The 23,785-nt window shown below is 62.5% G+C and carries 25 protein-coding genes and 1 tRNA gene; 16 read left to right on the top strand and 10 right to left on the bottom strand.

What is annotated here, in order from left to right:
* Positions 1-151: 151 nt before the first annotated feature.
* The 8 genes from pncB to AAFN55_RS10690 all read left to right on the top strand — a co-directional run bounded on the left by pncB (position 152) and on the right by AAFN55_RS10690 (position 9,021).
* A complete protein-coding gene (gene pncB / locus AAFN55_RS10725; protein WP_347798827.1) occupies positions 152-1,456 on the top strand; it encodes a nicotinate phosphoribosyltransferase in 1,305 nt (434 codons plus the stop codon).
* 128 nt (positions 1,457-1,584) lie between these two features.
* Entirely contained in the window at positions 1,585-2,604 is a 1,020-nt protein-coding gene (locus AAFN55_RS10720; protein WP_347798826.1) for an ABC transporter ATP-binding protein, read from the top strand.
* A 67-nt stretch (positions 2,605-2,671) separates the two neighbouring features.
* Positions 2,672-3,610 (top strand): oligopeptide/dipeptide ABC transporter ATP-binding protein, encoded by a 939-nt coding sequence (locus tag AAFN55_RS10715; protein WP_347800242.1) that lies wholly within the window; start codon positions 2,672-2,674, stop codon positions 3,608-3,610.
* Positions 3,611-3,747: 137 nt separating this feature from the next.
* Positions 3,748-5,454 (top strand): peptide ABC transporter substrate-binding protein, encoded by a 1,707-nt coding sequence (locus AAFN55_RS10710; protein WP_347798825.1) that lies wholly within the window; start codon positions 3,748-3,750, stop codon positions 5,452-5,454.
* Between the two features lie 101 nt (positions 5,455-5,555).
* Positions 5,556-6,569 carry an ABC transporter permease gene (locus AAFN55_RS10705; protein WP_347798824.1) on the top strand — a complete coding sequence of 338 codons (1,014 nt, stop codon included), beginning with the start codon at positions 5,556-5,558 and terminating at the stop codon, positions 6,567-6,569.
* Positions 6,570-6,621: 52 nt separating this feature from the next.
* Positions 6,622-7,506, top strand: coding sequence for an ABC transporter permease (locus AAFN55_RS10700; RefSeq protein ID WP_347800241.1), 885 nt, complete (start codon positions 6,622-6,624; stop codon positions 7,504-7,506).
* 58 nt (positions 7,507-7,564) lie between these two features.
* Positions 7,565-8,548 (top strand): DUF1624 domain-containing protein, encoded by a 984-nt coding sequence (locus tag AAFN55_RS10695; protein WP_347798823.1) that lies wholly within the window; start codon positions 7,565-7,567, stop codon positions 8,546-8,548.
* The gene (locus tag AAFN55_RS10690) at positions 8,545-9,021 is read left to right on the top strand and encodes an isoprenylcysteine carboxylmethyltransferase family protein (protein ID WP_347798822.1); all 477 of its coding nucleotides are present in this window, start codon (positions 8,545-8,547) and stop codon (positions 9,019-9,021) included. The genes AAFN55_RS10695 and AAFN55_RS10690 overlap by 4 nt, the downstream gene beginning before the upstream one ends.
* Positions 9,022-9,035: 14 nt before the next feature.
* Here AAFN55_RS10690 and AAFN55_RS10685 read toward each other — a convergent pair whose 3' ends face one another.
* The 3 genes from AAFN55_RS10685 to AAFN55_RS10675 all read right to left on the bottom strand — a co-directional run bounded on the left by AAFN55_RS10685 (position 9,036) and on the right by AAFN55_RS10675 (position 11,267).
* Positions 9,036-9,422 (bottom strand): MerR family DNA-binding transcriptional regulator, encoded by a 387-nt coding sequence (locus tag AAFN55_RS10685; protein WP_347798821.1) that lies wholly within the window; start codon positions 9,420-9,422, stop codon positions 9,036-9,038.
* A gap of 96 nt (positions 9,423-9,518) precedes the next feature.
* Positions 9,519-10,913: a magnesium transporter gene (mgtE, locus tag AAFN55_RS10680; protein ID WP_347800240.1), complete on the bottom strand. Its 1,395-nt coding sequence runs from the start codon at positions 10,911-10,913 to the stop codon at positions 9,519-9,521.
* A 269-nt stretch (positions 10,914-11,182) separates the two neighbouring features.
* Positions 11,183-11,267: transfer RNA gene (locus AAFN55_RS10675), tRNA-Leu, on the bottom strand.
* Positions 11,268-11,442: 175 nt separating this feature from the next.
* Between AAFN55_RS10675 and lipB the strand changes: the two genes are divergently transcribed.
* Complete coding sequence (lipB, locus tag AAFN55_RS10670; protein WP_347798820.1) at positions 11,443-12,159, top strand: lipoyl(octanoyl) transferase LipB; 717 nt, start codon at positions 11,443-11,445, stop codon at positions 12,157-12,159.
* Between the two features lie 66 nt (positions 12,160-12,225).
* A complete protein-coding gene (ggt, locus tag AAFN55_RS10665; RefSeq protein ID WP_347798819.1) occupies positions 12,226-13,980 on the top strand; it encodes a gamma-glutamyltransferase in 1,755 nt (584 codons plus the stop codon).
* 242 nt (positions 13,981-14,222) lie between these two features.
* On the opposite strand, the gene AAFN55_RS10660 is transcribed toward ggt, so the two are convergent.
* A complete protein-coding gene (locus AAFN55_RS10660) occupies positions 14,223-14,750 on the bottom strand; it encodes a gamma carbonic anhydrase family protein (RefSeq protein WP_347798818.1) in 528 nt (175 codons plus the stop codon).
* Between the two features lie 225 nt (positions 14,751-14,975).
* On the opposite strand from AAFN55_RS10660, the gene AAFN55_RS10655 reads away from it, so the two are divergent.
* Positions 14,976-15,716, top strand: coding sequence for a hypothetical protein (locus AAFN55_RS10655; RefSeq protein ID WP_347798817.1), 741 nt, complete (start codon positions 14,976-14,978; stop codon positions 15,714-15,716).
* 57 nt (positions 15,717-15,773) lie between these two features.
* On the opposite strand, the gene AAFN55_RS10650 is transcribed toward AAFN55_RS10655, so the two are convergent.
* Both AAFN55_RS10650 and cysE read right to left on the bottom strand, forming a co-directional pair.
* Complete coding sequence (locus AAFN55_RS10650; protein WP_347800239.1) at positions 15,774-15,983, bottom strand: DUF3126 family protein; 210 nt, start codon at positions 15,981-15,983, stop codon at positions 15,774-15,776.
* Between the two features lie 108 nt (positions 15,984-16,091).
* On the bottom strand, positions 16,092-16,913 hold the full coding sequence (cysE, locus tag AAFN55_RS10645) for a serine O-acetyltransferase (protein WP_347798816.1): 822 nt from the start codon (positions 16,911-16,913) through the stop codon (positions 16,092-16,094).
* Positions 16,914-17,023: 110 nt separating this feature from the next.
* Here cysE and AAFN55_RS10640 point away from each other — a divergent pair, with 110 nt between their 5' ends.
* Complete coding sequence (locus AAFN55_RS10640; RefSeq protein WP_347798815.1) at positions 17,024-17,821, top strand: enoyl-CoA hydratase-related protein; 798 nt, start codon at positions 17,024-17,026, stop codon at positions 17,819-17,821.
* A 116-nt stretch (positions 17,822-17,937) separates the two neighbouring features.
* Complete coding sequence (locus AAFN55_RS10635) at positions 17,938-19,179, top strand: crosslink repair DNA glycosylase YcaQ family protein (protein WP_347798814.1); 1,242 nt, start codon at positions 17,938-17,940, stop codon at positions 19,177-19,179.
* Here AAFN55_RS10635 and AAFN55_RS10630 read toward each other — a convergent pair.
* Genes AAFN55_RS10630 through AAFN55_RS10620 form a run of 3 tightly spaced genes read right to left on the bottom strand, consistent with a single transcriptional unit; the run spans position 19,133 to position 21,064 of the window.
* Positions 19,133-19,903 (bottom strand): alpha/beta hydrolase, encoded by a 771-nt coding sequence (locus AAFN55_RS10630; RefSeq protein WP_347798813.1) that lies wholly within the window; start codon positions 19,901-19,903, stop codon positions 19,133-19,135. The two genes, AAFN55_RS10635 and AAFN55_RS10630, sit on opposite strands and share 47 nt — an antisense overlap.
* 28 nt (positions 19,904-19,931) lie before the next feature.
* Positions 19,932-20,441 carry a DUF192 domain-containing protein gene (locus tag AAFN55_RS10625; RefSeq protein ID WP_347798812.1) on the bottom strand — a complete coding sequence of 170 codons (510 nt, stop codon included), beginning with the start codon at positions 20,439-20,441 and terminating at the stop codon, positions 19,932-19,934.
* Positions 20,442-20,470: 29 nt separating this feature from the next.
* Entirely contained in the window at positions 20,471-21,064 is a 594-nt protein-coding gene (locus tag AAFN55_RS10620) for a cold-shock protein (protein WP_347798811.1), read from the bottom strand.
* Between the two features lie 255 nt (positions 21,065-21,319).
* Between AAFN55_RS10620 and gloA the strand changes: the two genes are divergently transcribed.
* Positions 21,320-21,760 carry a lactoylglutathione lyase gene (gene gloA, locus AAFN55_RS10615; protein ID WP_347800238.1) on the top strand — a complete coding sequence of 147 codons (441 nt, stop codon included), beginning with the start codon at positions 21,320-21,322 and terminating at the stop codon, positions 21,758-21,760.
* Between the two features lie 21 nt (positions 21,761-21,781).
* On the opposite strand, the gene AAFN55_RS10610 is transcribed toward gloA, so the two are convergent.
* Complete coding sequence (locus AAFN55_RS10610; protein ID WP_347798810.1) at positions 21,782-22,261, bottom strand: hypothetical protein; 480 nt, start codon at positions 22,259-22,261, stop codon at positions 21,782-21,784.
* 236 nt (positions 22,262-22,497) lie between these two features.
* On the opposite strand from AAFN55_RS10610, the gene AAFN55_RS10605 reads away from it, so the two are divergent.
* Both AAFN55_RS10605 and AAFN55_RS10600 read left to right on the top strand, forming a co-directional pair.
* A complete protein-coding gene (locus tag AAFN55_RS10605) occupies positions 22,498-22,668 on the top strand; it encodes a hypothetical protein (protein ID WP_347798809.1) in 171 nt (56 codons plus the stop codon).
* A gap of 59 nt (positions 22,669-22,727) precedes the next feature.
* Entirely contained in the window at positions 22,728-23,744 is a 1,017-nt protein-coding gene (locus AAFN55_RS10600) for a DUF1176 domain-containing protein (protein ID WP_347798808.1), read from the top strand.
* Positions 23,745-23,785: the final 41 nt, after the last annotated feature.

Genomic DNA, 23,785 nt, shown 5'->3' with positions numbered 1-23,785 from the left:
AACCCTTATCCGAGAAGGCGGCCGACGCGCAACGCGCCGGGCCAACTCCGCCGCCTGGCTGGCGGATTGACAAGGGATGTCGGTTCAGGTTCCGCTGCCACCGACCATCGCTTCCCGCATACCGCCGCAGACCGGCAGGAAGACCTCACGAATGCCCAAGACTGATATCGCCCGTCGGGTCTACAACCACACATGGAAGCTCGATCCGATCGTGCGTTCCCTGCTCGACACGGACTTCTACAAGCTGTTGATGCTTCAGATGATATGGGGGGTCTACCGCGATGTGAACGCGACGTTTTCCCTGATCAACCGCACCAGATCGGTCAGGCTTGCCGACGAGATCGACGAGCAGGAATTGCGGGCACAGCTCGACCATGCCCGCACGCTGCGCTTTTCCAAGAAGGAGATGATCTGGCTCGGCGGCAACACGTTCTACGGCCGCAAGCAGATCTTCGAACCCGACTTCCTCGCTTGGCTGGAGAATTTCAGGCTTCCCGAATACGAACTGTCCAAGCGCGACGGCCAGTACGAGCTGCATTTCCACGGCCGCTGGCATGACACCACGATGTGGGAAATCCCCGCGCTGGCGATCATCAACGAACTGCGATCACGCTCGGCGCTCAAGTCGATGGGTCCCTTCGCGCTCGACGTCACCTATGCCCGTGCCAAGGCGAAAGTCTGGGAGAAGGTCGAGCGGCTCAGGCGGCATCCCGAAATCCGCATCTCCGATTTCGGGACGCGCCGCCGCCACTCCTTCCTGTGGCAGCGCTGGTGCGTGGAAGCGCTGAAGGAAGGTATCGGCGAATCCTTCACGGGCACGTCCAACGTGCTTCTGGCCATGGACACCGACCTAGAGGCGCTCGGCACGAATGCGCATGAGCTTCCGATGGTTCTGGCGGCCCTTGCGGAAAATGACGATGCGTTGCGCGCAGCCCCCTACACCGTGCTTCAGGCCTGGCAGAAATACTACGGCGGCAATCTGCTGATCGTCCTGCCTGACGCGTTCGGCACGGCCTCGTTTCTGCGGAACGCGCCGGACTGGATTGCCGACTGGACGGGCTTCCGCCCGGACAGCGCACCGCCGATCGAGGGCGGCGAGCGGATCATCGAGTGGTGGCGCGAGCGCGGACGCGATCCGCGCGAGAAGCTGCTGATCTTCTCGGACGGACTGGACGTCGATACGATCGAGAAGGCGTATCTGCATTTTCGCGGAAAGGTGCGGATGGCGTTCGGCTGGGGGACGAACCTCACCAACGATTTCGAGGATTGCGCCCCGGCCCACAACGATGCGCTGCGCGCCATCTCTCTGGTCTGCAAGGTGACGCTCGCCAACGGCAGGCCGGCCGTCAAGCTTTCCGACAATCCGGAAAAAGCGACCGGCGATCCAGCCGAAATCGAACGCTATATCAAAGTGTTCGGTGGCGATGCTCGCGTAAGACAACCAGTTCTTGTCTAGCCTTGAAGGAGCGTTCTTGCGCACCATTTGAGCAAACTTCCCCACTTGCCCATTTCCTGTCTTGAATTGTCGAAAGTCAGGTGGTCAGATGACCGCAACGAGAAAAACGGGAACGCATCGCAACGACGGTGCAGCTTACACGGTGGGGTGTGTCAATCGCGCAGGTGTTGGAAGTCTCCGACCTCAAGACGGTTTTTCATACGCATGACGGCGTAATTCACGCGGTCAACGGCATCAGCTTCAATCTGGACGAAGGTGAGCTGCTCGCGGTGGTCGGCGAGAGCGGTTCAGGCAAGAGCGTCGCGATGATGTCGCTCCTGCAACTTCTGCCGATGCCACCGGCCCGCATCGCGAGCGGCCGGGTCATGTTCCAGGACCAGGATCTCGTAAAACTCGGCACGTCGGACATCAGACATGTTCGCGGCGCGCGCATCGGCTTCGTGTTTCAGGATCCGATGACGTCGCTCAACCCGGTCTATCCGGTCGGCTTCCAGATCATGGAACCGCTGCGCGAGCATATGGGGCTCAGCCGCAAGCAGGCGCGGCAGCGCGCGATCGAACTGCTTGAGATCGTGGGCATCCCGGCTGCCGCCAAGCGCATCGACGATTATCCGCACCAGTTCTCGGGCGGCATGCGCCAGCGCGTCGTCATTGCGATCGCTCTGGCCTGCGATCCCAAGGTGCTGATCGCCGACGAGCCCACCACCGCGCTCGACGTCACTGTGCAGGCTCAGATTCTCGAGCTCGTCCGCGAGCTTCGTCACAAGCTCGGCATGGCGATCATCTGGATCACGCATGATCTCGGCGTCGCCGCCGGCATCGCCGACCGCGTCATCGTGATGTATGGCGGACTGGTCGTCGAGCATGCGCGCGTCGATCGCCTGTTCGCCGATCCGCAGCACCCCTATACGCGTGCTTTGCTCGACTCGTTGCCCGGCAGGCACACGGCGGACGAGCGCCTTCGCTCGATCAGCGGACAGCCCCCCCTCCTTCTGGCGCAGCCTTCGTCCTGCCCGTTCGCACCCCGCTGCCGTCATGCCTTCGAGCGCTGTTGGGAGGAAAACCCGCCGCTGATCGCTGAGGCGGACGGCCATGATGTCGCTTGCTGGTGGGATCCCGAGATCGGAGGGCCGCGCGTTGTCGCCTGAGGTCGCGGAAAAGCCGGTCGCGCAGATACAGGATGGGCATCCGCTGCTTCGCGTGGAAAATCTCCAGATGCACTTCCCGATCTACAAGGGCATCCTGCGCCGGCGTGTCGGAGCGGTTCAGGCGGTCGACGGCATCTCTTTCGATATCCGCAAGGGCGAAACGCTGGCGCTGGTGGGCGAAAGCGGATGCGGCAAGTCGACGACAGGGCGTGCGCTTCTGCGGCTCTACAAGGCGACCGGCGGGCGCATCCTGTTCGAGAACGTCGATATCGCCTCGCTGGAAGGCGAAGCGCTGCGGCGCATGCGGCCGCGCATGCAGATGATCTTCCAGGACCCTCAGGCGTCCCTCAATCCACGTATGACGGTGGGCGCCATCATCGCCGAGCCGCTGTCGGAGCACCGTGTCGCATCCGGCGAGGCGCGCCGCGAGCGCGTGCGCGAACTGCTCGATGCGGTGGGGCTGAACCCGGACTACGTCAACCGCTATCCGCACGAGTTTTCGGGTGGCCAGCGCCAGCGCATCGGCATCGCCCGCGCGCTTGCTCTCGATCCGGACTTCATCGTCTGCGACGAGCCGATCGCCGCGCTCGACGTCTCGATCCAGGCGCAGGTGGTCAACCTGCTGGAGGATTTGCAGAAAAAGCTCGGCCTGACCTACCTCTTCATCAGCCACGATCTGTCGATGGTAAAGCACATCGCAGACCGTGTGGCCGTGATGTATCTGGGCAAGATGGTCGAGCTCGCGGATGTGACGCGGCTCTTTTCCAGCCCGAAACATCCCTACACGAAAGCGTTGCTGTCGGCGGTGCCTGTACCCGACCCGGCAATCGAGGCGACGCGCCGGCGCATCATTCTCACGGGTGACATTCCCGATCCGTCGAACCCGCCTGCCGGCTGCCGTTTCTGTACGCGGTGCCCGGAGGCGGTCAATCAGTGCTTCGTCGATGAACCGACGTGGCGCGAGGTCGAGCCGGGACGATACGTTGCCTGCCATCTGGTCGAGTAGGAGGAGAAGCGAAAGCGAATTGCAGCGCTTTGAGACGTGCTGACATGACGTCAAGATTGCCGGGTGCGCCGATGGGAGTTGGGCGCCGGTCCATATCCGAAGCAAGACATGAACAAAAACAGATAGGGGAAGCTGACATGAGGAAGATCACGACATTCCTGGCCGGGACAGCGGCGATGCTCGCGCTGACGGCCGGGGCGGCGCAGGCCAAACGCGGCAGCGACGGCAATCTCAACGTGCTTTACTGGCAGGCAGTCTCGATCCTCAACCCGTTCCTGTCGAGCGGCACGAAGGATGTCGAGGCCTCTTCGGCGGTGATCGAGCCACTGGCCAAATATGACGAGGCCGGCAACATGGTGCCCGCGCTGGTCACCGAGATTCCGACCGTGGACAATGGCGGCGTCTCGGCCGATCTCAAATCGATCACCTGGAAGATCCTGCCCGATCTGGTCTGGTCGGACGGAACGCCGTTCACCGCGCATGACGTCGTGTTCACGGCGGAATACTGCATGGCCCCGGACGGCGGCTGTCAGCAGTTGCCGAAGTTCACCGACGTCGAGAAGGTCGAGGCGATCGACGACAAGACCGTGAAGGTCACGTTCTCCGTTGCCAAGCCGTTTCCCTACGGTCCGTTCGTCGGCAAGGAGTCGCCGATCATCCAGAAAGCGCAGTTCGAAAACTGCGTCGGCGCCAAGGCGCCCGAATGCACGGAGCAGAACTTCAAGCCGATCGGCACCGGCGCGTTCCGCGTCCTCGATTTCAAGGCCAACGACGTCATCACGCTGGAAGCCAACCCGAATTTTCGCGAGGCCGACAAGCCGGCCTTCGCGACCGTCACCATGAAGGGCGGCGGCGATCCCGCATCGGCGGCACGCGCCGTCCTGGAGACCGGTGAGTTCGATTATGCCTGGAACCTCCAGGTCGAGCCGGAAATCCTGGCGCAGATGGAAGCGGCCGGAAAGGGCGTGATCGTCACCTCCTTCGGCACCTCGGTCGAGCGCCTGGAACTCAACATGACCGATCCGTCGCCTTCAAAGGGCGCGGAGCGCTCGACCATCAAGGGTGGGGCGCATCCGTTCCTGAGCGACCCGGCTGTGCGCAAGGCGCTGTCGATCTCCATCGATCGTGAGATCATCGTCGAAGCAGGCTACGGCGCGGCGGGCCGGGCGACGTGCAACATCCTGCCTGCCCCGGAGAATTATGCGTCGACAGCCGTCAACTGGTGCCTCGAATACGATCCCGAAGCGGCCATGAAGCTGCTCGACGACGCAGGCTGGGTTCCCGGAAGCGACGGCATCCGCGCCAAGGACGGAGTACGCCTCTCCATCCTCTATCAGACCTCGACCAACTCGGTTCGCCAGGCGACGCAGGCGCTGGTCAAGGACATGTGGGCCCAGATCGGCGTCGAATCCGAGCTGCGCAACATCGATGCGGCGGTCTTCTTCGGCGGTGACCCGGCGAGCCCGGACACGTTCCAGAAGTTCTATGCCGACATCGAAATGTACACCAACAACTTCCCCGGCACCGACCCCGAGGCCTATATGGCCGGCTGGCTCTGCAGCAACACCCCCAGCCCCGAAAATGGCTGGCTCGGCACCAACATGCCGCGCTTCTGCAACGACGAATACGCCGCGCTTGCCGACAAGATGTCCGAGACGGCAGATCTCGCGGAACGCGGCGCGATCGCGAAACAGATGAACGACATCCTCTCCAATGAGGGTGCTCTGATTCCGCTCGTCCATCGCGGTGAAGTGGCGGCGCATGCCGTCAGCATCGAAGGCATGCGGATGAACTCGTGGGACTCGCAGCTCTGGAACGTAGCCGACTGGACCCGCAAGAAGTAGCGATGTGAAGCCGGACCGCGGCCGCTTCGGCGGTTGCGGTCCGGACAGCTTCTCATCCACGCGGCCGAGAAGGTCCCGCTCGTCCCGTCGGAGTCAATTTCATGCTGAACTTTACGCTTCGGCGTCTGATGTTCGCGATCCCGACCCTGTTCGTGATCAGCTTCATCATCTTTGCACTGCTCGATCTCGCGCCGAACGACCCGACGGGAAATCTTCCGCTCACCATTCCCCCGGAGGTGCGCGAACAGATCAGGCAATCGCTGGGTCTGGGCCAGCCGTTTCCGATCCGATATCTCTACTGGTTGCAGCAGTTCTTTATCAACGAACCGCTCAACCTGCTTGAAAAGCTTTTGGGTTTTCCAATCGGCGACTCAGCCGGGCGGCTGCGCATACGCTCGTGGGCCACGCGCAGCCCGGTCGTCGACCTGATCGCCGAGCGCATGCCGCAGACGCTGATGGTGGTCGGCTTTGCCTATCTCTTCGGCATTATGATCGCCATCCCGATCGGCGTCATCTCGGCCTACAAGCAGTATTCCTGGTTCGACCAGATCGGCACCTTCGTCTCGATGGTGGGCTTTTCGGTTCCGACGTTCTTCACCGGTGTGGTGCTGATCGTCATCTTCAGCGTCAATCTGCAGTGGTTTCCCTCGATCTACGACACCACGCTGCGCGTGACGGACTGGTCGAGCTTTTGGGCGCAGGTGCGCCAGATGGTGCTGCCGGTGGCTGTGCTCGCGCTCTACAACGCCGCCCAGCTCAGCCGCTTCGTGCGCGCCTCCATGCTCGACAACCTCAACCAGGACTATGTGCGCACGGCGCGCGCCAAAGGCATGAAGGAACGCGTGGTCCTGCTCGTCCACGTCCTGCGCAACAGCCTCATCCCGGTGGTGACGGTCATCGCGCTGGGCATTCCGACGATCTTTTCCGGCGCCATCATCACCGAGCAGATTTTTCGTGTGAACGGCCTCGGGCAGCTTCTGATCACGGCCATCCAGGGCGCTGACATCCCGCTGGTACAGACGCTGACCTTCATTTTTGCCGTGCTGATCGTGTTCTTCAATCTGATCGCCGACCTTCTCTACGGCATTCTCGACCCGAGGATCCGCTATGACTGACACGGCCCTCATCGATCCGCCCGGCAAGCCTGCGGCGCCAGTCGTGCAGCAGATGCGCGCGCAACGCACCATCACCTCCGACGTCTTCCGTCAGTTCCGGCAGCATCGCGGCGGGGTCATCGGGGCGTGCATCTTTCTGACCATCATCTTTCTGGTGATCTTCGGGCCATATCTGCACGGCATCGATCCGAGCGCGCTCAACGTGCGCGCTCGAAATCTGGGACCGACCTTCCAGCATCCGATGGGCACCGACAATCTCGGACGGGACATGTTCGCGCAGGTGCTGGCCGGCGGGCGCACGTCGCTGTCAGTCGGCGTCACCGCGATGTTGCTGTCGCTGTTCGTCGGCACCACGATCGGCATCACGGCCGGCTATCTGCGCAAGCTCGATGGCTGGCTGATGCGCATGACGGACCTGTTCCTCGCTTTGCCGCTGCTGCCGCTGCTGCTCGTCATCATCATGCTGTTCCGTGACACGCTGCGCGCGGCGTTCGGGCCGGAAACCGGCATTTTCCTGCTGATCGTCTTCGTGATCGGCGCGACGAGCTGGATGCAGACCGCGCGCATCGTGCGCGGTGCGGTTCTTTCGGTGAAGGAGCAGGAGTTCGTGCTGGCGGCGAAAAGCATCGGCACGCGCGAACGGCGCATCGTCACCCGCCACATCCTGCCCAACGTGCTGTCACCAATCATGGTTTCGGCCACACTCGGCATCGCGACGGCGATCATCACCGAATCCGCGCTGTCCTTCCTCGGCCTCGGCTTTCCGTCGGACTATCCGACATGGGGCCGCCTCCTCTTCGACGGCGTGAACTTCCTCGCGATCAATCCCTCGCGCGTCATCTGGCCAGGTCTGGCCCTGTCGCTCACCGTCCTCAGCGTCAACTATATCGGCGATGGCCTGCGCGACGCACTCGATCCACGCATCCGCGGTCGCTGAGTCGGCACCAGAATCGTGCTATCGCTGGCGAAAGGACCACCGAAGCGGAACGAGAGACGTGTTGCAGGACGCAAACAAAGCCAGATCGCGCCTTGAAGTCATCGACTTTGCGCGCGGCACAGCGCTTGTCGCGATGGCGATCTATCACTTCACCTGGGATCTCGAATTCTTCGGCTATGCCCCTCCCGGCATGACCGCGGAAGGCGGCTGGCGGCTGTTCGCGCGCGGCATCGCTTCTTCGTTTCTGTTTCTCGTCGGTGTCAGCTTGTTTCTCGCCCATGCGCGCAGCGTGAAATGGCGTCCGTTTCTCAAGCGCATGGCGATGGTCGCCGGCGCCGCAGCCGCGATCTCGCTCGCAACCTGGATCGCGGTACCGGACAGCTTCATTTTCTTCGGCATCCTGCATCACATTGCGCTGGCCAGCCTTCTCGGCCTCGCCTTAGTGAAATTGCCCGCGGTGCTGAACCTCGTTCTGGCTGCGGCTGCCATCGCCGCGCCGTTCTATCTGCGGTCCGCCGTTTTCGATCACCCGGCGCTATGGTGGGTGGGACTGTCGGAGATCAGCCCCCGTTCGAACGACTATGTGCCCATCCTTCCCTTTTTCGGGGCGGTGCTCGCCGGCATTGCAGCAGCGAAAATGGCGGAAGCCGCGGGGATTTTCGCCCGCCGGCGGGGCGTCGCCCTGCACCGCTGGACGCGACCGGTGCAGTTCGCAGGCAGGCACAGCCTCTCCGTCTATCTGATCCATCAGCCGGTGCTGATCGGAATGATCTGGCTGTTCTCGCTGGCCGCTCCGCCGGCGCAGGAAGCGCGCGATGTCGAATTCACCCGCGCCTGCAGCGCGCAATGCGTTCCAACGAGAGGTGAAGACTTCTGCACCGCCTATTGCGGCTGCGTGGTCGACCGGCTGCAAAGCGAAGGCCGCTTCGACGAGATCTACGAGGACCGCGCCAGCCCGGAGACTTCGCAACGATTGCAGGATATCGTCAGCGCATGCAGCTTCGACACCGAAGCGTCGCAGCTGGAGGAAGAGGCGCAATGACGGACATTCGGGATAGCCCCAACACCCTGCCGTGGCCGCCTGTGATCATTGTGGCCGCAGTCGCACTGGCGATCCTAGCGCACTGGCTGATGCCTTTGCCGTGGCTTCCGATGCAACTTGCCGAGTTCTTCTTCGCGATCGGCTGGCTCGTCGTCGCGGGCGCCATCGCGATCGACATTGCCGCGATGCGTGCCATGTCGCGTGCGCGCACCACGATCATGCCGCATCGTGGTTCCGACCATCTGGTGACAGGCGGACCCTTCGCGTTCACGCGCAACCCGCTCTATCTGGGGAACACGATGCTGATGGTCGGCGTCGGCCTCATCTCCGGCATCTTGTGGTTCATCCTGCTTGCGCCCGTCGCCGCCTTCGCCACGCAGAAGCTTGCCATCGAGCGCGAGGAACGCCACCTCGAACTGCGCTTCGGCAAGAAATTCCGGGACTATTCGAAGAAGGTTCGGCGCTGGATTTGAGCCGGCTAGGCGTCTCAGGTGTTGACGCCGAGCTCTACCAGCCGCTCGACGCATGATTCTTCCGCCTGATCGAGTTCCGCCAGGGTCTCTTCCAGATCGCGGCGCTTCTGGCGCAAATCCTCGCGCTTTTCCTCGATGCGCTTGATCATCAGTTTGAGCTGCCCGACCTCTCCGGGCGGCGTCTTGTACATCTGGATGATTTCGCGGATCTCGTTGATCGAGAAGCCGAGGCGCTTGCCGCGCATGATCTGCCGGATCAACTGCCGGTCGGACGGGCGGAAGAGCCGCGTACGGCCACGGCGCACCGGCGCGACAAGGCCCTCATCCTCGTAAAAGCGCAGCGTGCGCGTCGAGATGTCGAACTCGCGGGTCAGCTCGGTGATGGAGTAATATTCCCGCATCGGCGCGGCCGTCCTGTCATGAATCTGCAATGGATTTGGCACGGCATTTACGTAAAAGTCAATTGGCGAGCTGACGGCGGTCGTCAGGAACGGCACTCAGAAGAGGCCGAACCACCAGGTCGCGAGGCCGAGAAACGCGAAGAAGCCAACCACATCCGTGATGGTGGTGACGAAGACTGCCGAGGCCACGGCCGGGTCCGCGCCGAACCGGTCGAGCAGAAGCGGTATCAATATGCCCGCCAGAGCGGCGGTGAACATGTTGACGACCATGGCGACTGCGATGATGCCGCCGATGTCGGTACCGAACCAGAACCCCGCAACGAGGCCGATCAGCGACGCGAAGATGATGCCGTTGAGAACGCCGACACCGATTTCGCGCCGGATGATGCGGCCGGCATTGTAGATGTCGATGTCTTTCGTCGCGAGCGCGCGCACGGTGACAGTCATGGTCTGCGAGCCGGCATTGCCGCCCATGCCGGCGACGATGGGCATCAGAATTGCCAGCGCGACGATCTCCTGGATCGTCGCATCGAACAGGCTGATGACGGACGCTGCCAGAAAAGCCATCACGAGGTTGACCAGCAGCCAGGGAACGCGCGAGCGCGATGCGGCCAGCACGGAATCCGACAGTTCTTCATCGCCGACGCCGCCGAGGCGCATCAGATCCTCTTCGGCCTCTTCCTGGATAACGTCGACCACGTCGTCGATGGTCAGCACGCCGACGAGGCGTTCGTTTTCGTCCACCACGGCGGCCGAGAGAAGATCGTACTGCTCGAAGACCTGCGCCGCCTCTTCCTGGTCCATCGTGGCCGGGATGGCGTGACGCGTCTCATGCATGACGTCCTCGATCTTCACCGTGCGCTGTGTGCGCAGGATGCGGTCGAGATCGACTGCGCCGAGCAGCCTGAAGGTGGGATCGATGACGAAGACCTGGCTGAACGATTCCGGCAGGTTCTGGTCTTCGCGCATGTAGTCGATCGTCTGGCCCACCGTCCAGAAGGGCGGAACGGCGACGAACTCCGTCTGCATGCGACGGCCGGCGCTCTCTTCCGGATAGTCGAGCGAGCGCCGCAGCCTGATCCGTTCGGTGAACGGCAGTTGCGCGAGGATTTCTTCCTGATCCGCCTCGTCCAGATCTTCCAGAATGTAGACGGCGTCATCCGAATCGAGTTCCTGGACGGCCTGCGCGATCTGCTCGTTCGGAATGCTGTCGACGATATCCATACGGATCGCATCGTCGACTTCGGTCAACGCCGTGAAGTCGAAGGCCGATCCCATCAACTCGACGAGCGAACGCCGCTGCTCCGGCATCAGCGCCTCGAGCAGGTCCCCGACCTCGGACTGGTGGAGTTTACCGACTTCGTCCTTCAGCGTGAGCGTATCGCGATCCGCGATCGCGGCGCCGATATGCGCCAGGAAAGACGAACGGACGATGCCATCCTCATCATAGATGTCGGGCTCGATTTCTCGAGCGTCGTCGCGCGGGGGCATGTCCTGGGGATTTTCCAACAGCGCCTCCCGTCCTGAATCGATGGGGTTCGCCCACCGTCTAGCTGTTCAATGCGGCGAACACAAAGGCAATCGCCGCGCATCGAAGGAGTTGTGTCCCGCGCCTACGTAAACGAACGCGCCGAAACGGAATGAGTTCGCCGTCATATGTCAGAAATTGCTGATTTGGACCGCGATATACCGAAAAAGAGCGTTGGTAATCACCCCGTTCGGCGCACCCGAAAGACAAAGTCTCGGATGAAAGTTTTCGTTGGTGCGGTCGAGAAGACTCGAACTTCCACGGGTTGCCCCACAGCGACCTCAACGCTGCGCGTCTACCAATTCCGCCACGACCGCACGCTACGAAAGAGCCGGTCTTGGCCGGCCCGGCGCATGTAGCAAATAGGTTCGGGGGGCACAAGTGCGTCGGCACACAATTGCGCAGAATTGCTACGTTTCTGGCGAAGGCCTCAAAACTGGACCTTTGGGCCACGAGCGTCCATATGAGAAGCGTTGCCCAAGGTGCGCCATAATGCTCGAACGAAACCAGATAAACGCGTCGTTTCTGCCACTGTCGGATGGGCCGCCCGTCGAATGGCGCGTGGAACCGGGTCTGGTCGATTATCCGACCGCGCTGGCGACGATGGAGGCGCGTGTCGCGGCGATTCGCAACGAGAACGCACCTGAACTCGTCTGGCTCGTCGAGCACCCGCCCCTCTACACGGCCGGCTCCAGCGCGAATCGCGACGACCTGCTCGAGCCCGAGCGCTTTCCGGTCTTCGATGCCGGCCGAGGCGGTGAATATACCTATCACGGACCCGGCCAGCGCGTTGCCTACATCATGCTCGACCTGAAGCGCCGTCGCGAGGACGTCCGCGCCTTCGTGGCGGCTCTCGAAGCCTGGATCATCGGTTCGCTCGCGAGCTTGAACGTCAAGGGCGAGCGCCGTGAAGACCGCGTCGGCGTCTGGGTCGTGCGGCCCGACCGCCCGCCGTTGCCGGACGGCTCTCCCCAGGAGGACAAGATCGCGGCGATCGGGATCAGGCTGCGGCGGTGGGTCAGCCTGCATGGCATCGCCGTCAATGTGGAGCCGAATCTGAGCCATTTCGGCGGCATCGTGCCCTGCGGCGTAACCGGTTACGGCGTCACCAGCCTTGTCGATCTTGGCCTGCCGGTGACGATGGCGGATTATGATCTGGCGCTGAAGGCATCGTTCGAGACGGTGTTCGGCAAGGTGACGCGCCCCTAGCGGGACGGCATTCGCTGGCGCGTGCATTGTGGTGTCGGCGCAAGGTGCCCCGACGAGGAGGACGACATGACCATCACCCGCACATTTTTGGCTGCATCCTTGATGTTCGCGACGGCTTCGACCGCATGGTCGCAGCAGGCCAGCGACACGCTGGCGCCGGAGCGTGCAGCCGGGTCGAGCGCAGGCGGGCTTGTGCGCGCCGAAAAACACATGGTGGTCGCCGCCAATCCACTCGCGGCGCAGGCCGGGCTCGCCATCCTGCGCCAGGGCGGAAGTGCTGCCGATGCGCTGGTTGCGGTCCAGACCACGCTGGGCCTCGTCGAGCCGCAATCGTCGGGCATCGGCGGCGGCGCGTTCCTCGTCTGGTACGACGCGCAGAGCCGCACCGTCACCACCTTCGACGGGCGGGAAACCGCGCCAAAGGCGGCGACCGGCGACCTCTTCCTCGGCGATGACGGCCAGCCGCTCGGCTTCTTCGATGCGGTGGTGGGCGGCCGCTCCGTCGGGGTCCCGGGCGTTCCTCGCCTCATGGAGACGATCCATGAGCGCGCCGGCAAGCTGCCATGGGCGGACCTGTTTGCGCCGGCGATCACCCTCTCCCGCGACGGCTTCAAGGTTTCCCCGCGCCTTGCCGGACTGATCTCGTCCGATTCGGGCCGGCTCGACGCCCAACCGTCCACCAGGGCCTATTTCTACGGCCCGGATGGCGCGGCGCTCGCAGCCGGCGCCACGTTGATCAACGAAAGCTACGCCGACACGCTGGATGCATTGGCGGCCGGCGGGGCGGATGCATTTTATGAGGGTCCCATCGCAGACGCGATCGTTGCCGCGGTTCGCGATCACCCGACCAATCCGGGATTGCTGTCAGCCAACGATTTCAAGGACTATCGGATCGTCGAGCGGGACGCGGTCTGCGCTCCCTATCGCGACCATGAGATCTGCGGCATGGGACCGCCCTCCTCCGGCGCGATGACGATCGGGCAGATTCTCGGCATGGTCGAACCCTACGAGATCGGCGCGCTCGGCCCGGACGATCCGGAAAGCTGGCGCATCATCGGCGACGCCACCCGCCTCGCCTTCGCGGACCGCGACCGCTACATGGCCGATTCCGACTTCGTGGACATGCCGGAAGGCCTTCTCGACGCCGACTACCTCGCCGGCCGCAGCGCGCTGATCCGACAGCCGACCGCGCTCGGCCAGGACGATGTCACCGCCGGCGAGCCGCCCTGGAAAAAGGCTGACCTGCGCATCGACGGCGTCGACCTGTCACAACCGGCGACCACCCATTTCGTCATCGTCGACGATTCCGGCAACATCGCATCGATGACGTCCTCGATCGAGAACGGGTTCGGCGCACGGCTGATGGTGGGCGGTTTTCTCCTGAACAACCAGCTTACCGATTTCTCCTTCGCGGCAACCGGCAGTGACGGCCCCGTCGCCAATCGCGTCGAGGGGGGCAAGCGGCCGCGATCGTCGATGGCGCCGACGATCGTTCTTCTCGACGGCGAACCGCGCTATGCGCTGGGGTCGCCGGGCGGCAGCAACATCATCTCCTATGTGGCCAACACGCTCATCGGGCTGATCGACTGGGATCTCGACATGGCTGCGGCGATCGCGCGGCCGCATATGGTCAACCGCTTCGGTCCCTACGATATCGAACTGGGAACCGCGGCCGAAGACCTGGTGGAAGACCTCGCGGCCCTTGGCTACGAGGTCGAGGCGAAGGAACTGAATTCGGGTCTGCATGGCATCGAATTTACGCCGTCAGGCCTCGAAGGCGCTGCCGACACACGCCGCGAAGGCGTGGCCGTCGGCGACTGACATCACATCGCGCCGATCAGCAGCGCCATTGCCGTAACGAACGCGCCCATGGACACGAGCGAGAACACATCCTGAAGGAAAGAAGCCATTTCGATCTCCCGTATCTCTTATGGCCCCTTTATGTTCCAGTTTTGTTCTCACGTCAATTCTGTTTGCGACGTTGCGTCATGCACGAAGCACGTTCGTCTTTTTCGCGGTTAACCGGGGGTGAACCGATCCGTTAACGGATCGCGCCCCTCGCGTCAGGCTGGCGTGAGGCCGGTTCGGTAGCGCTTGGCATTGGCCACGTAGTGCCGCGCCGATCCCCGGAGGCCCTCGATCGCATTCTCGTCGAGCGTGCGAACCGCCTTGGCCGGAACGCCCATGATCAGCGAATTGTCCGGAAACGACTTGCCTTCCGTGACGAGCGCGCCAGCCCCGACGAGGCAGTTCTCTCCGATTTTCGCGCCGTTGAGAATAATGGCGCCCATGCCGACGAGGCTGTTGTTCCCAATCGTGCAACCATGAAGCATCGCCCGGTGGCCGATCGTACACCCCTCGCCCACGGTGAGTGGAAAGCCCATGTCGGTGTGCATCACCGTATGTTCCTGCACGTTCGTGCCGGCGCCGATGGTGATCGCCTCGTTGTCGCCGCGCAGCACGGCCCCGAACCACACGCCGACATCGCTGCCGAGCGTCACCTTGCCGATCAGCGTCGCATCGGGCGCAATCCAGGCTGATCCATCGTCAGGCAATTCGGGCGAAACGCCATCGAGCGTGTAAGCGGGCATGATTCCTCCTTCAGGCAAAGGTGGTCACCCTAGAAGGCGCATCGGCAGGAACGCAAGTTCGACCCCTGCCATTTTGGCCGCCGGACACGGCAATCGGACATGTCTTTACGCGCCGTTTACCATGAAGCGGCAATGGTCTTCGAGATTTATTCAGCAAGTGCCGTGCCCCCCCTCTTCTGCCCGTAGCAGCAGAACAGCCCGGCGCTTCCTTCAACGGTGAGGCTCATGGCCTTGCAATTCGCATCGGCAATCATGGCTCACGCGGCATACCCCGTCCCGGTCCGATCCAGCTTCATGCTGAAGGTTTTCCTGACCTTCGTGCTTCTCGCGCTCCTCTCGGTGGCGATCAGCATCGGCGGGCGCATGGTCGGCCGCACGATCGCAATGGCGGGGCACACCGACGACCTGACGGTCCACGATATCGTCATCGGCAAGGACACGCTCGCGGTGCCGGCCAACATGATCCGGTTCGATGCGTCACGCCGCAGCGGGGTCACGCAGCGGCTGGACCTCTATCTCAACTGGCCGCTTCTCGAAGGGTACAGCAACGAGGCTCGGGACGATTTCAATCATACGGGCGACACGCGCAACATCCTGTTCCTGTCGTTCGAGGAACGGATGATGTCGCGGGACATGAGCGGCCGGCTCGAGCCGATCTATCGCGCTTTGGTGGAGGGTACCGGACGTCCGGGTCCCGGTGGCCTGACCGTCTACAGTTTCTCCGAAAAATCCGGCTATATGGACGAGATTTTGATCGTCGGCGACGGGGACACGGACACTCCGTTCGTCGCGCGTTGCCTGTCGGGAGACGCGTCGCGCGAATCGCTCGCCGCATGTGAGCGCGACATTCATCTGGGCAACGGGTTGAGCCTCTCCTACCGCATGCCGGCCGAACTGGCGGGCTCGTGGCGGGACGTCGATGCGGCGATACGCGAGAAAGCGGAGAGCTTCATCGTGAAGCGCTGAAACGAAAAAGCGCCCGGCGATCGCTCGCCAAGCGCATTTCGATTCGTCCAGCCGGTCTCAGTCGAGATCGATATCGAGAATGGCCATCGAGAAATTGTAGGACAGGTCGCCGTCATCATCGTCCTTGAAGATGATGCCGAGGAATTCGTCCCCGAGATAGAGCTCGCAGGAATCGTCCTTGCGCGGCCGCGCTTTCACCTGAAGCTGTGCGTTTGCGAAGGTGCGCTTGAAATACGCGTCGAGTTTTCTGATCTCTTCGGGTTTCAAAATCTGCTCTCCGGTAACCGCCTGATTGGACCGCGCTTCTGGCATGCCCGTCACGGCGATGTAAAGCCCGCGGTCGAGCTTTCAAGGAAAGGGCGCGGAAATGCCGCCTCAGGCCTCGCTGACGAGGAGCTGGTCCATCGCGCGGGACGGCTCGTCACACCCCGCCTCGCCCACGATCCGGGCGGGCACGCCGGCAACGGTTTTGTTATGGGGAATGGATTTCAGAACGACCGAGCCTGCCGCCACTTTAGAGCAATGGCCGACCTCGATATTGCCGAGAATCTTGGCGCCGGCGCCGATGAGCACGCCATGGCGGATCTTTGGATGGCGATCGCCGCCCGCCTTGCCCGTACCGCCCAGCGTCACGCCGTGGAGCATGGATACGTTGTCCTCCACGACCGCGGTCTCGCCCACGACAAGTCCCGTCGCGTGGTCGATGAAGATGCCCTTGCCGATGCGCGATGCCGGATGAATGTCGGTCTGGAAGATCGCCGACGAACGGCTCTGCAGGTAGAGCGCGAAATCCCGCCTGCCCTGGTTCCACAGCCAATGGGCGAGCCTGTGCGTCTGGATCGCGTGGAAACCCTTGAAATAAAGGACAGGCATCAGGAACCGGTCGCATGCGGGGTCGCGGTCGTAATAGGCCTGGATGTCGACCCTGACCGTCGCGCTCCAATCGGAATTGTCGCGCAGCATCGCCTGATAAGTCTGGCGTATGAGGTCGGAGCCAAGGTCGGCGTGGTCGAGCCGTTCCGACAGACGGTGGATGACCGAATCCTCGAGGCTGTCGTGGTTCAGGATCGTGGAATACAGAAACGCAGCAAGCAGCGGATCGCGTTCGACCGCGACTTTTGCTTCGCTTCGAACCGAACTCCAGATCGGGTCGACGGGCTGGATCATCTCGGATCTGATCGCGCTTGTACTGCCCATCTCGGTCTCCTGTGCCAACCATCTTGCTTTGGCGAAGGGTCGATCATAATGCGAACCGAGCCGCAAATGAACCGCAATTTCCTCAACCAGCCTTCAATTGGATTGTTGTGATGCAAATTCAAGATGACCCGCAAAGCGATTCCCTTCGCGTCGACGTCGAAAACGGCATCGCAACGATCACGATCGATCGCCCGCGACGCAAAAATGCGATGACGCAGGCAATGTGGCAACGCCTGCCCGGAATCATCGACGATCTGACGGCCTCCGCGTCATCCCGAGCGATCATCCTGACCGGAAGCGGCGCGGATTTCTGCGCCGGCGCCGACATCGCCGAGTTCGATGATGTGCGTGGCGATGCAGCCAAGGCGCGGGTCTACGAGGCGTACAATTCCGCAGCCTTCGCCGCCGTGCGCAATAGCACCCTTCCCGTCGTCGCAGCCATTCGCGGCATCTGCTTTGGCGGCGGTTTCGGACTGGCGGCCGCGTGCGACCTGCGTCTTGCAACGCCCGATGCCGCCTTCAGCGTACCCGCGGCAAAGCTCGGGCTTGCCTATCCCGTCGATGCGATGGCCGACATCGTCAACGCCGTCGGGCCTCAGGTGGCACGGTATCTCGCCTACTCCGCCGCGCGTCTCGACGCGGCGGCGGCTTTGCGCGCAGGCTTCCTGATGGAGGTCGTCAGCGGTGATCTCGACGCGCGTGTCGGCGAAATCGCCGCGACCATCGCCCGCAATGCGCCCCTGTCGATCCGCGCATCCAAGGCCTCGATTCAGGCAGTGCTGACAGGCGCGCCTGGCGACGCGGCGCTCGCAGGCGAATTCGGCGACCGAACCTTCGAGAGCGTGGACTACGCCGAAGGCCGTGCTGCCTTTCGCGAAAAGCGCCCGCCTGTCTTCAGGGGCATCTGATTGCGATGCCGGGCGGCATTCTCCTGCCATCCCGTTGTCAGGAACAGCACCGCCGGATCGCTTTCTCCTGTGCTTTTTCGGGTGGCTGAAGCGGCGCGCCGATCTAGAGTTGCGCCATGTCGATTCTCGTCTCCAACCGCCAGGCCAGGCGGCACCTTCTCCACCTCGCCGGGCTCGAAGGCCGCAGCGCGGGGCCGCTTCGCAAGGATACGCTGTCGCAGTTGATCCGCGATCTCGGCTTCGTGCAGGTCGACAGCGTCAATGTGCTGGAGCGCGCCCATCATCACATCCTGTTCTCACGCGGCCAGACCTATCGCCGCCGCGACCTGCAATCACTTCTCGAAAAGGACGGCGACCTCTTCGAGAACTGGACGCATGACGCGTCGATCATTCCCGGCGCCTTCTTCCCCTATTGGCGCCATCGCTTCGCGCGCCAGAAGGAGCGGCTGCGCGAACGCTGGAAGGATCATTTCGGCACCGAAGGCTTCGACGACGACATCGCCCGCGTGCACGATCTCATCACGCGAGACGGCGCCAAGATGGCCCGCGACTTCGAGGGCGACAGGCCAAGCACCGGCTGGTGGGACTGGCATCCGTCGAAGGCCGCGCTCGAATATCTCTGGCGGACGGGCGAACTCGCCATCGCGCGGCGCGACGGTTTCCAGAAAGTCTACGATCTCACCGAGCGGGTGATTCCGGCTGCGCACCGCGCGCAGGAAGTGGATCACGACGCCTTCGTCGACTGGGCATGCCGCGAGGCGCTGCACCGGCTCGGTTTCGCCACGCGCGGCGAGATCGCGTCATTCTGGGCATTGCTGTCGCCGTCCGAGGTGGACGAATGGATCGCCCGCAACCGCCACGACCTCGTTCCCGTTCGCGTCGAAGGCATAGACGGCAAACCGCGTGCGGGCTTCTCGCTGCCCGGCGCGGTGGATGTCGCGCTGGAAGCCCCGACGCCGCTTGACCGCGTCCGCATCCTCAGCCCGTTCGATCCGCTGTTGCGCGACCGATCCCGGACAGAGCGCATCTTCGGCTTTCACTACCGGATCGAGATCTTCGTGCCGGAGGCCAAGCGCCGATACGGCTACTACGTCTACCCCGTTCTGCGCGGCGACAACGCGATCGGGCGCATCGACGTCAAGGCGGACCGGGAGCGCGACGCGCTTGTGGTTCGCGCCTTCTGGCCCGAGCGCGGCGTCCGCGCCTCTAAAATCCTCACCACCAAGCTCGAAACGGAACTCGAGCGCCTGCGCCGCTTTGCCGGCGTTTCGAGCGTCGTGTTCGAGGATGGCTGGATGAAAAGCGGCGACGCTAGCCGAGCGGATGGGCTTTCAGGAATTCAAGCACCTTCGCCTTGAAGGTGCGGTCGCCGACCGCCAGCATGTGGTCGCGCCCTTCAATGTCGAAGGCTTCGGCATCCGGCATCAGGTCCGCGAGCTTCTTCGCCGAGCCGGCGATGTCATCCCTGGTGCCCACGCCCACGAGCGTCGGCTGCGTGATTCCCGCGAGTTCGTCTTCGCTCAGCAGTTCGCGCGACTTCGCGATGCAGGCGGCCAGCGCCTTGCGATCGCTCTTCGTCTGGTCGGCGAATGTCCGGAACATCTTGCCGCGCGGATGGTCGATCGTCGTCGCATCGTCGGCCATCAGGGCCTCGGCGATCGGATCCCAGTCACCGACGCCATCGACCATGCCATAGCCAAGGCCGCCGAGGATCAGGGTGGCGACTTTCTCTGGGTGCCGAAGCGCGAGAAACGTCGAGACCCGCGCGCCCATGGAATAGCCAAAGACGTGCGCGCGATCGATCGACAAATGGTCGAGCAAAGCCGACGCATCGTCGGCCATGGCGTCCGGCGTATAGTCGTCGGGATCGTAGCTCTTGGTGGATTTCCCGTGCCCGCGATGGTCGAAGGCGATGACGCGATAGCCGGCCTCGCTCAGCGTCTTGACCCAACCCGGCGCGACCCAGTTCACATGATGGGTCGACGCGAAGCCGTGAATCAGGAGGACGGGCTCGCCGCTACCCGTTTCCGGCGCGCGGTCGATGAAGGCGAGGTCGAAGCCGTCGTGCGTGAAACTGTGCATGCCTGCGAATAATTCCTGAATTGCTTGATCAGTCACCATCCGCAACGCTGTCGATGCGCGGATGGCGCAGCCGGACGTCGCTGACGATGCCTGTCTTCTGCGCGGTTCCAGCCTTCAGTTCAAGAACGAACCGGACCGACTCTCCGGGCCCGATCGAGGCCGTGGAAAAAGGCTCGCCCGGCAGCACCGCCGCGACGGTGCCATCGTCCCGGATGAAGATCAGGTCGAGCGGCATCGGCGTGTTCTTCATCCAGAAAGAGACGCGACGCGTCTGCTCGAACACGAACAGCATGCCGTGCATGTCGTCCATCTCGGTGCGGAACATCAGGCCGGCCGAGCGCTCGCGGTCGTCATCGGCGATCTCGATGGTGAATTCGCGCGCTCCGTCCTTCGTTTCGGCCACGAGGGGAACGGCATCGACGGGCAGCAGCATCGGCTGCCCGTCATCGATGCGCACCTGACTATAGGCCTGGGATGAGACCCCGGGAGACAGTGCGACCGTCAGCACGACGGCCAAAATCCAGATCATACGCAACATTGGCCACCCTGCTCGCCGGCGGAGATCGGTCAATGCGAAACCGGCAGTGTCCCCATATCGGGATGAATTTCGGCAGCCATAAGGCCCTTGTCGCCTTTGCCGAAGCGCACCAGCACCACCTGGCCCGGTCGAAGCTCTGTCAGGCCGTATCGGCGCAACGTCTCCATGTGGATGAAGATGTCCTCGGTGCCTTCACCGCGCGTCAGGAAGCCAAAACCCTTGGTGCGGTTGAACCATTTCACCAGAGCGCGTTCGAGCCCGCTCTCGGCCGTCACCGCGACGTGGGTTTTCTGAAGCGGCTGCTCGGACGGATGGACGGCGTTCGTGTTGTCCATCGAGAGAACCTTGAAGGCCTGGAGGCCACGATCGCCGCGACGAACGAGGCAGACCACGCGCGCGCCCTCAAGCGCGGTCTGGAAGCCATCCTTGCGAAGGCAGGTCACATGGAGAAGCACGTCACCGATGGCGGTGTCGTCGGGCAAGATGAACCCGTAGCCCTTGGCGACATCGAACCATTTGATTTCGCCGGATATTTCGGCGAGCACAGCCTCCGGTCCATCATCTGGACCCACGGCTTCGTCAATGGCGTCGTACCGCCTCTCCGAAGAGGCTTTGTCCCCCATCCCGACGTACCTTTCCTCGAACAAATCGTCTGATTCTATTCAGCAGGATAACACTGTGCGTTCCTGTGTTAGCAAGGGCCGTGGCGCAGTTTTCAACATTTCTACCCCACAATACTGCCTCAGGTCTTGGATCGTGCCCACGCTGCGATTCGAAGCGGCGTCATGGAAGCTCGTTTCAATCACGACGAGCCGGTTGCCGCTTCCGCGCGACTGCTCCATATCAGCGGCTCCACCTCGAAGAACCGGAAGGCAAAGATGCGCTATTTGCACACCATGGTCCGCGTCAAGGACGTTGATATCTCACTCGATTTCTACTGCAACAAGCTCGGCCTCAAAGAGGTTCGACGCGTCGAAAGCCAGGAGGGGAAATTCACGCTGATTTTCCTTGCCGCGCCAGAGGACGAGCATACCGGCATCACGGAAAAGGCGCCGCTGGTCGAGCTGACCTACAATTGGGATCCTGAGGACTACGATGGCGGGCGCAATTTCGGCCACCTCGCCTACGAGGTCGACGACATCTATGAAACCTGCCAGCGCCTGATGGATATGGGCGTCACGATCAATCGCCCGCCGCGCGACGGCAACATGGCGTTCGTGAAGTCGCCCGACGGTATCTCGATCGAGCTTCTGCAGAAGGGAGACGCGAAGGCAAAGTCCGAACCCTGGGCGTCGATGGCCAATACGGGTACGTGGTAAAATCCAGGTGATCCGGCGAGGCTAGCGCTTCAGGCGCTTTGCCTCGTCGATCAGCATGTTCGCGATCTGCATGCGCATGACGGCGCGCTCGCGGAATTCTTCCGGGACACGGTCGGGATGGTAGCGCATCGCGAAGGAACGCCTGGCACGATCAAGCTCTTCGGGCTTGCTCTTCGGCTGGATACCAAGTTCTTTTGAAATCGAATCGGGATCGAGAAAGAACAAATCCTCCAGAGCAGGCTGGAGATGGGCCGGGGTCTCAAGCACAGGCGGACGATCCTTTTGCGGGGCTCGCGCGCGATACTCATCATATTCCTGAATCGCCCGATCCCGAAACAGGGTCACGTTCTCGGCCTGCAACCGCTCGATCTGGTCGAGCAGATCGCCACGAAGCGATGGAACGGGACCATCATCCACCTGGGGTTCAATGTCCCGCGAGGCAGCGATGAGATCATCGAGCAGTTCAGTAAAGTCCAGCTTCGCATCTGCGCCCAACGACATCTCCTGCTCCCGGCGTGCGATACAATCGGACCTTAATCTCGCGCGGGTTAAAAAGGTTCCCCTAATGTGTGTCTTCCCCGACCTCCGCTGATTTTCGTTAAGACCCTATGAACACGTGCGCCGTAATTTCGTGCCGAACCGGAACTCGCATGGCTGCCATGTGAATGCTGCACTGCACAATCACGCCGAACCGACTATATTCAGGGCTTCGGGAGGACACAGAAAGGAAGCCTGACATGGGATTCTTTACCGAGTTTTTCGTCCGCCCGCGGCAAAAAGAGAATGAACGTTTCCGAAGCGCGCTGGCACTGCTGGAATCGATGAGTCCGTCAGACAGGGCGGACATCGGTATCAAGCCCGCCGATTTCCCGCACATCGCTTATGAGATGGCCGGCCGGGCGCGCTGACGCGTCTTGGAACTGCCGCAAAGGACGGCGTAGTTTCTCCCGATCACACGGAGAGACTCATGCGTCGAGCAGCCTTGGCCATTCTCCTTGCGAGCGCTTCGCCGGCGCTCGCCGCAGACGATTACATCGACGACCGGTCCGGCCCCGCCTCACTGGTGCGCTCGCTCTACAACGCGATCGACCGCGGCGAATTCGCCCGCGCCTACAGCTACTTCGCCACCCCACCCGCAGCCGACCTCGAAACCTACGCCCAGGGCTACGCGACGACCGAACGCGTAGACCTGACGGTGGGTGTGCCATCCGAAGAAGGTGCCGCCGGCAGCGTCTACTATCGTCTGCCGGTGGTCATCACGGCGTTCGAGCAAGGCGGCAGCCACGCCGTTTTCGCGGGCTGCTATACGTTGCGCATGGCCAATCCCGGGATGCAGACCGAGACGTTCGAGCCACTGAAGATCGAAAGCGGCGATCTTCAGCCTGTTGCCGAGGGCACGGAGCCTGCCTTGCCGACCAGTTGCGGCGACGGACCGCCACTTCCCGAGCATGATGCGATGCTCCACAAGGCGAAGACGGCGTTCCGCGCCGACTTTTCCGAGATTTGCGCGTCCTCCGGGACAGATCTGCAGCCGGAGACCTACGCCTTCGGGTTTCGCTATTCCTTCGAAGGGCCTGACGACCCCGAACGGCAGGTCAGCCTTTACCGGTTCAAGTGCACGCAAGGCGCCTATAACCAGACCCACGTGCATTATCTGGCAAATGACGAGGGCCAGATCGAGCAAATCCAGTTCGCAGTGCCCGAGATCGACGTCCGCTACGCCAATGAAGGCGACAACTCGGTTGTCGATGGCGTGACGATGATCGGAGCCAAGGCGCGCGCGCAGATCACCAATTCTGAGTTCGACAGCGATACGCTGACGATGAGCGAACACAGCCTGTGGCGCGGCGTGGGCGATGCGTTCGACGCGGCCCGATGGGTGTTTCGCGGCGGAAGCTTCAACCTCGTCTACTACGAGGTCGATGCAGCCTATGACGGCAAGATGAGCCCGGAAGTGCTTGTCGATTATGATTTCGCGCCGTGACGCTTGTTCTTGCTTACGTAATCGATTCAGTGCGTTACAGA

Source organism: Mesorhizobium sp. CAU 1732, assembly GCF_039888675.1.
Classification (GTDB): Bacteria; Pseudomonadota; Alphaproteobacteria; order Rhizobiales; family Rhizobiaceae; genus Aerobium.
Note: the sequence above shows the minus strand (reverse complement) of the source record. Positions and strands in the feature narration are given on the sequence as shown.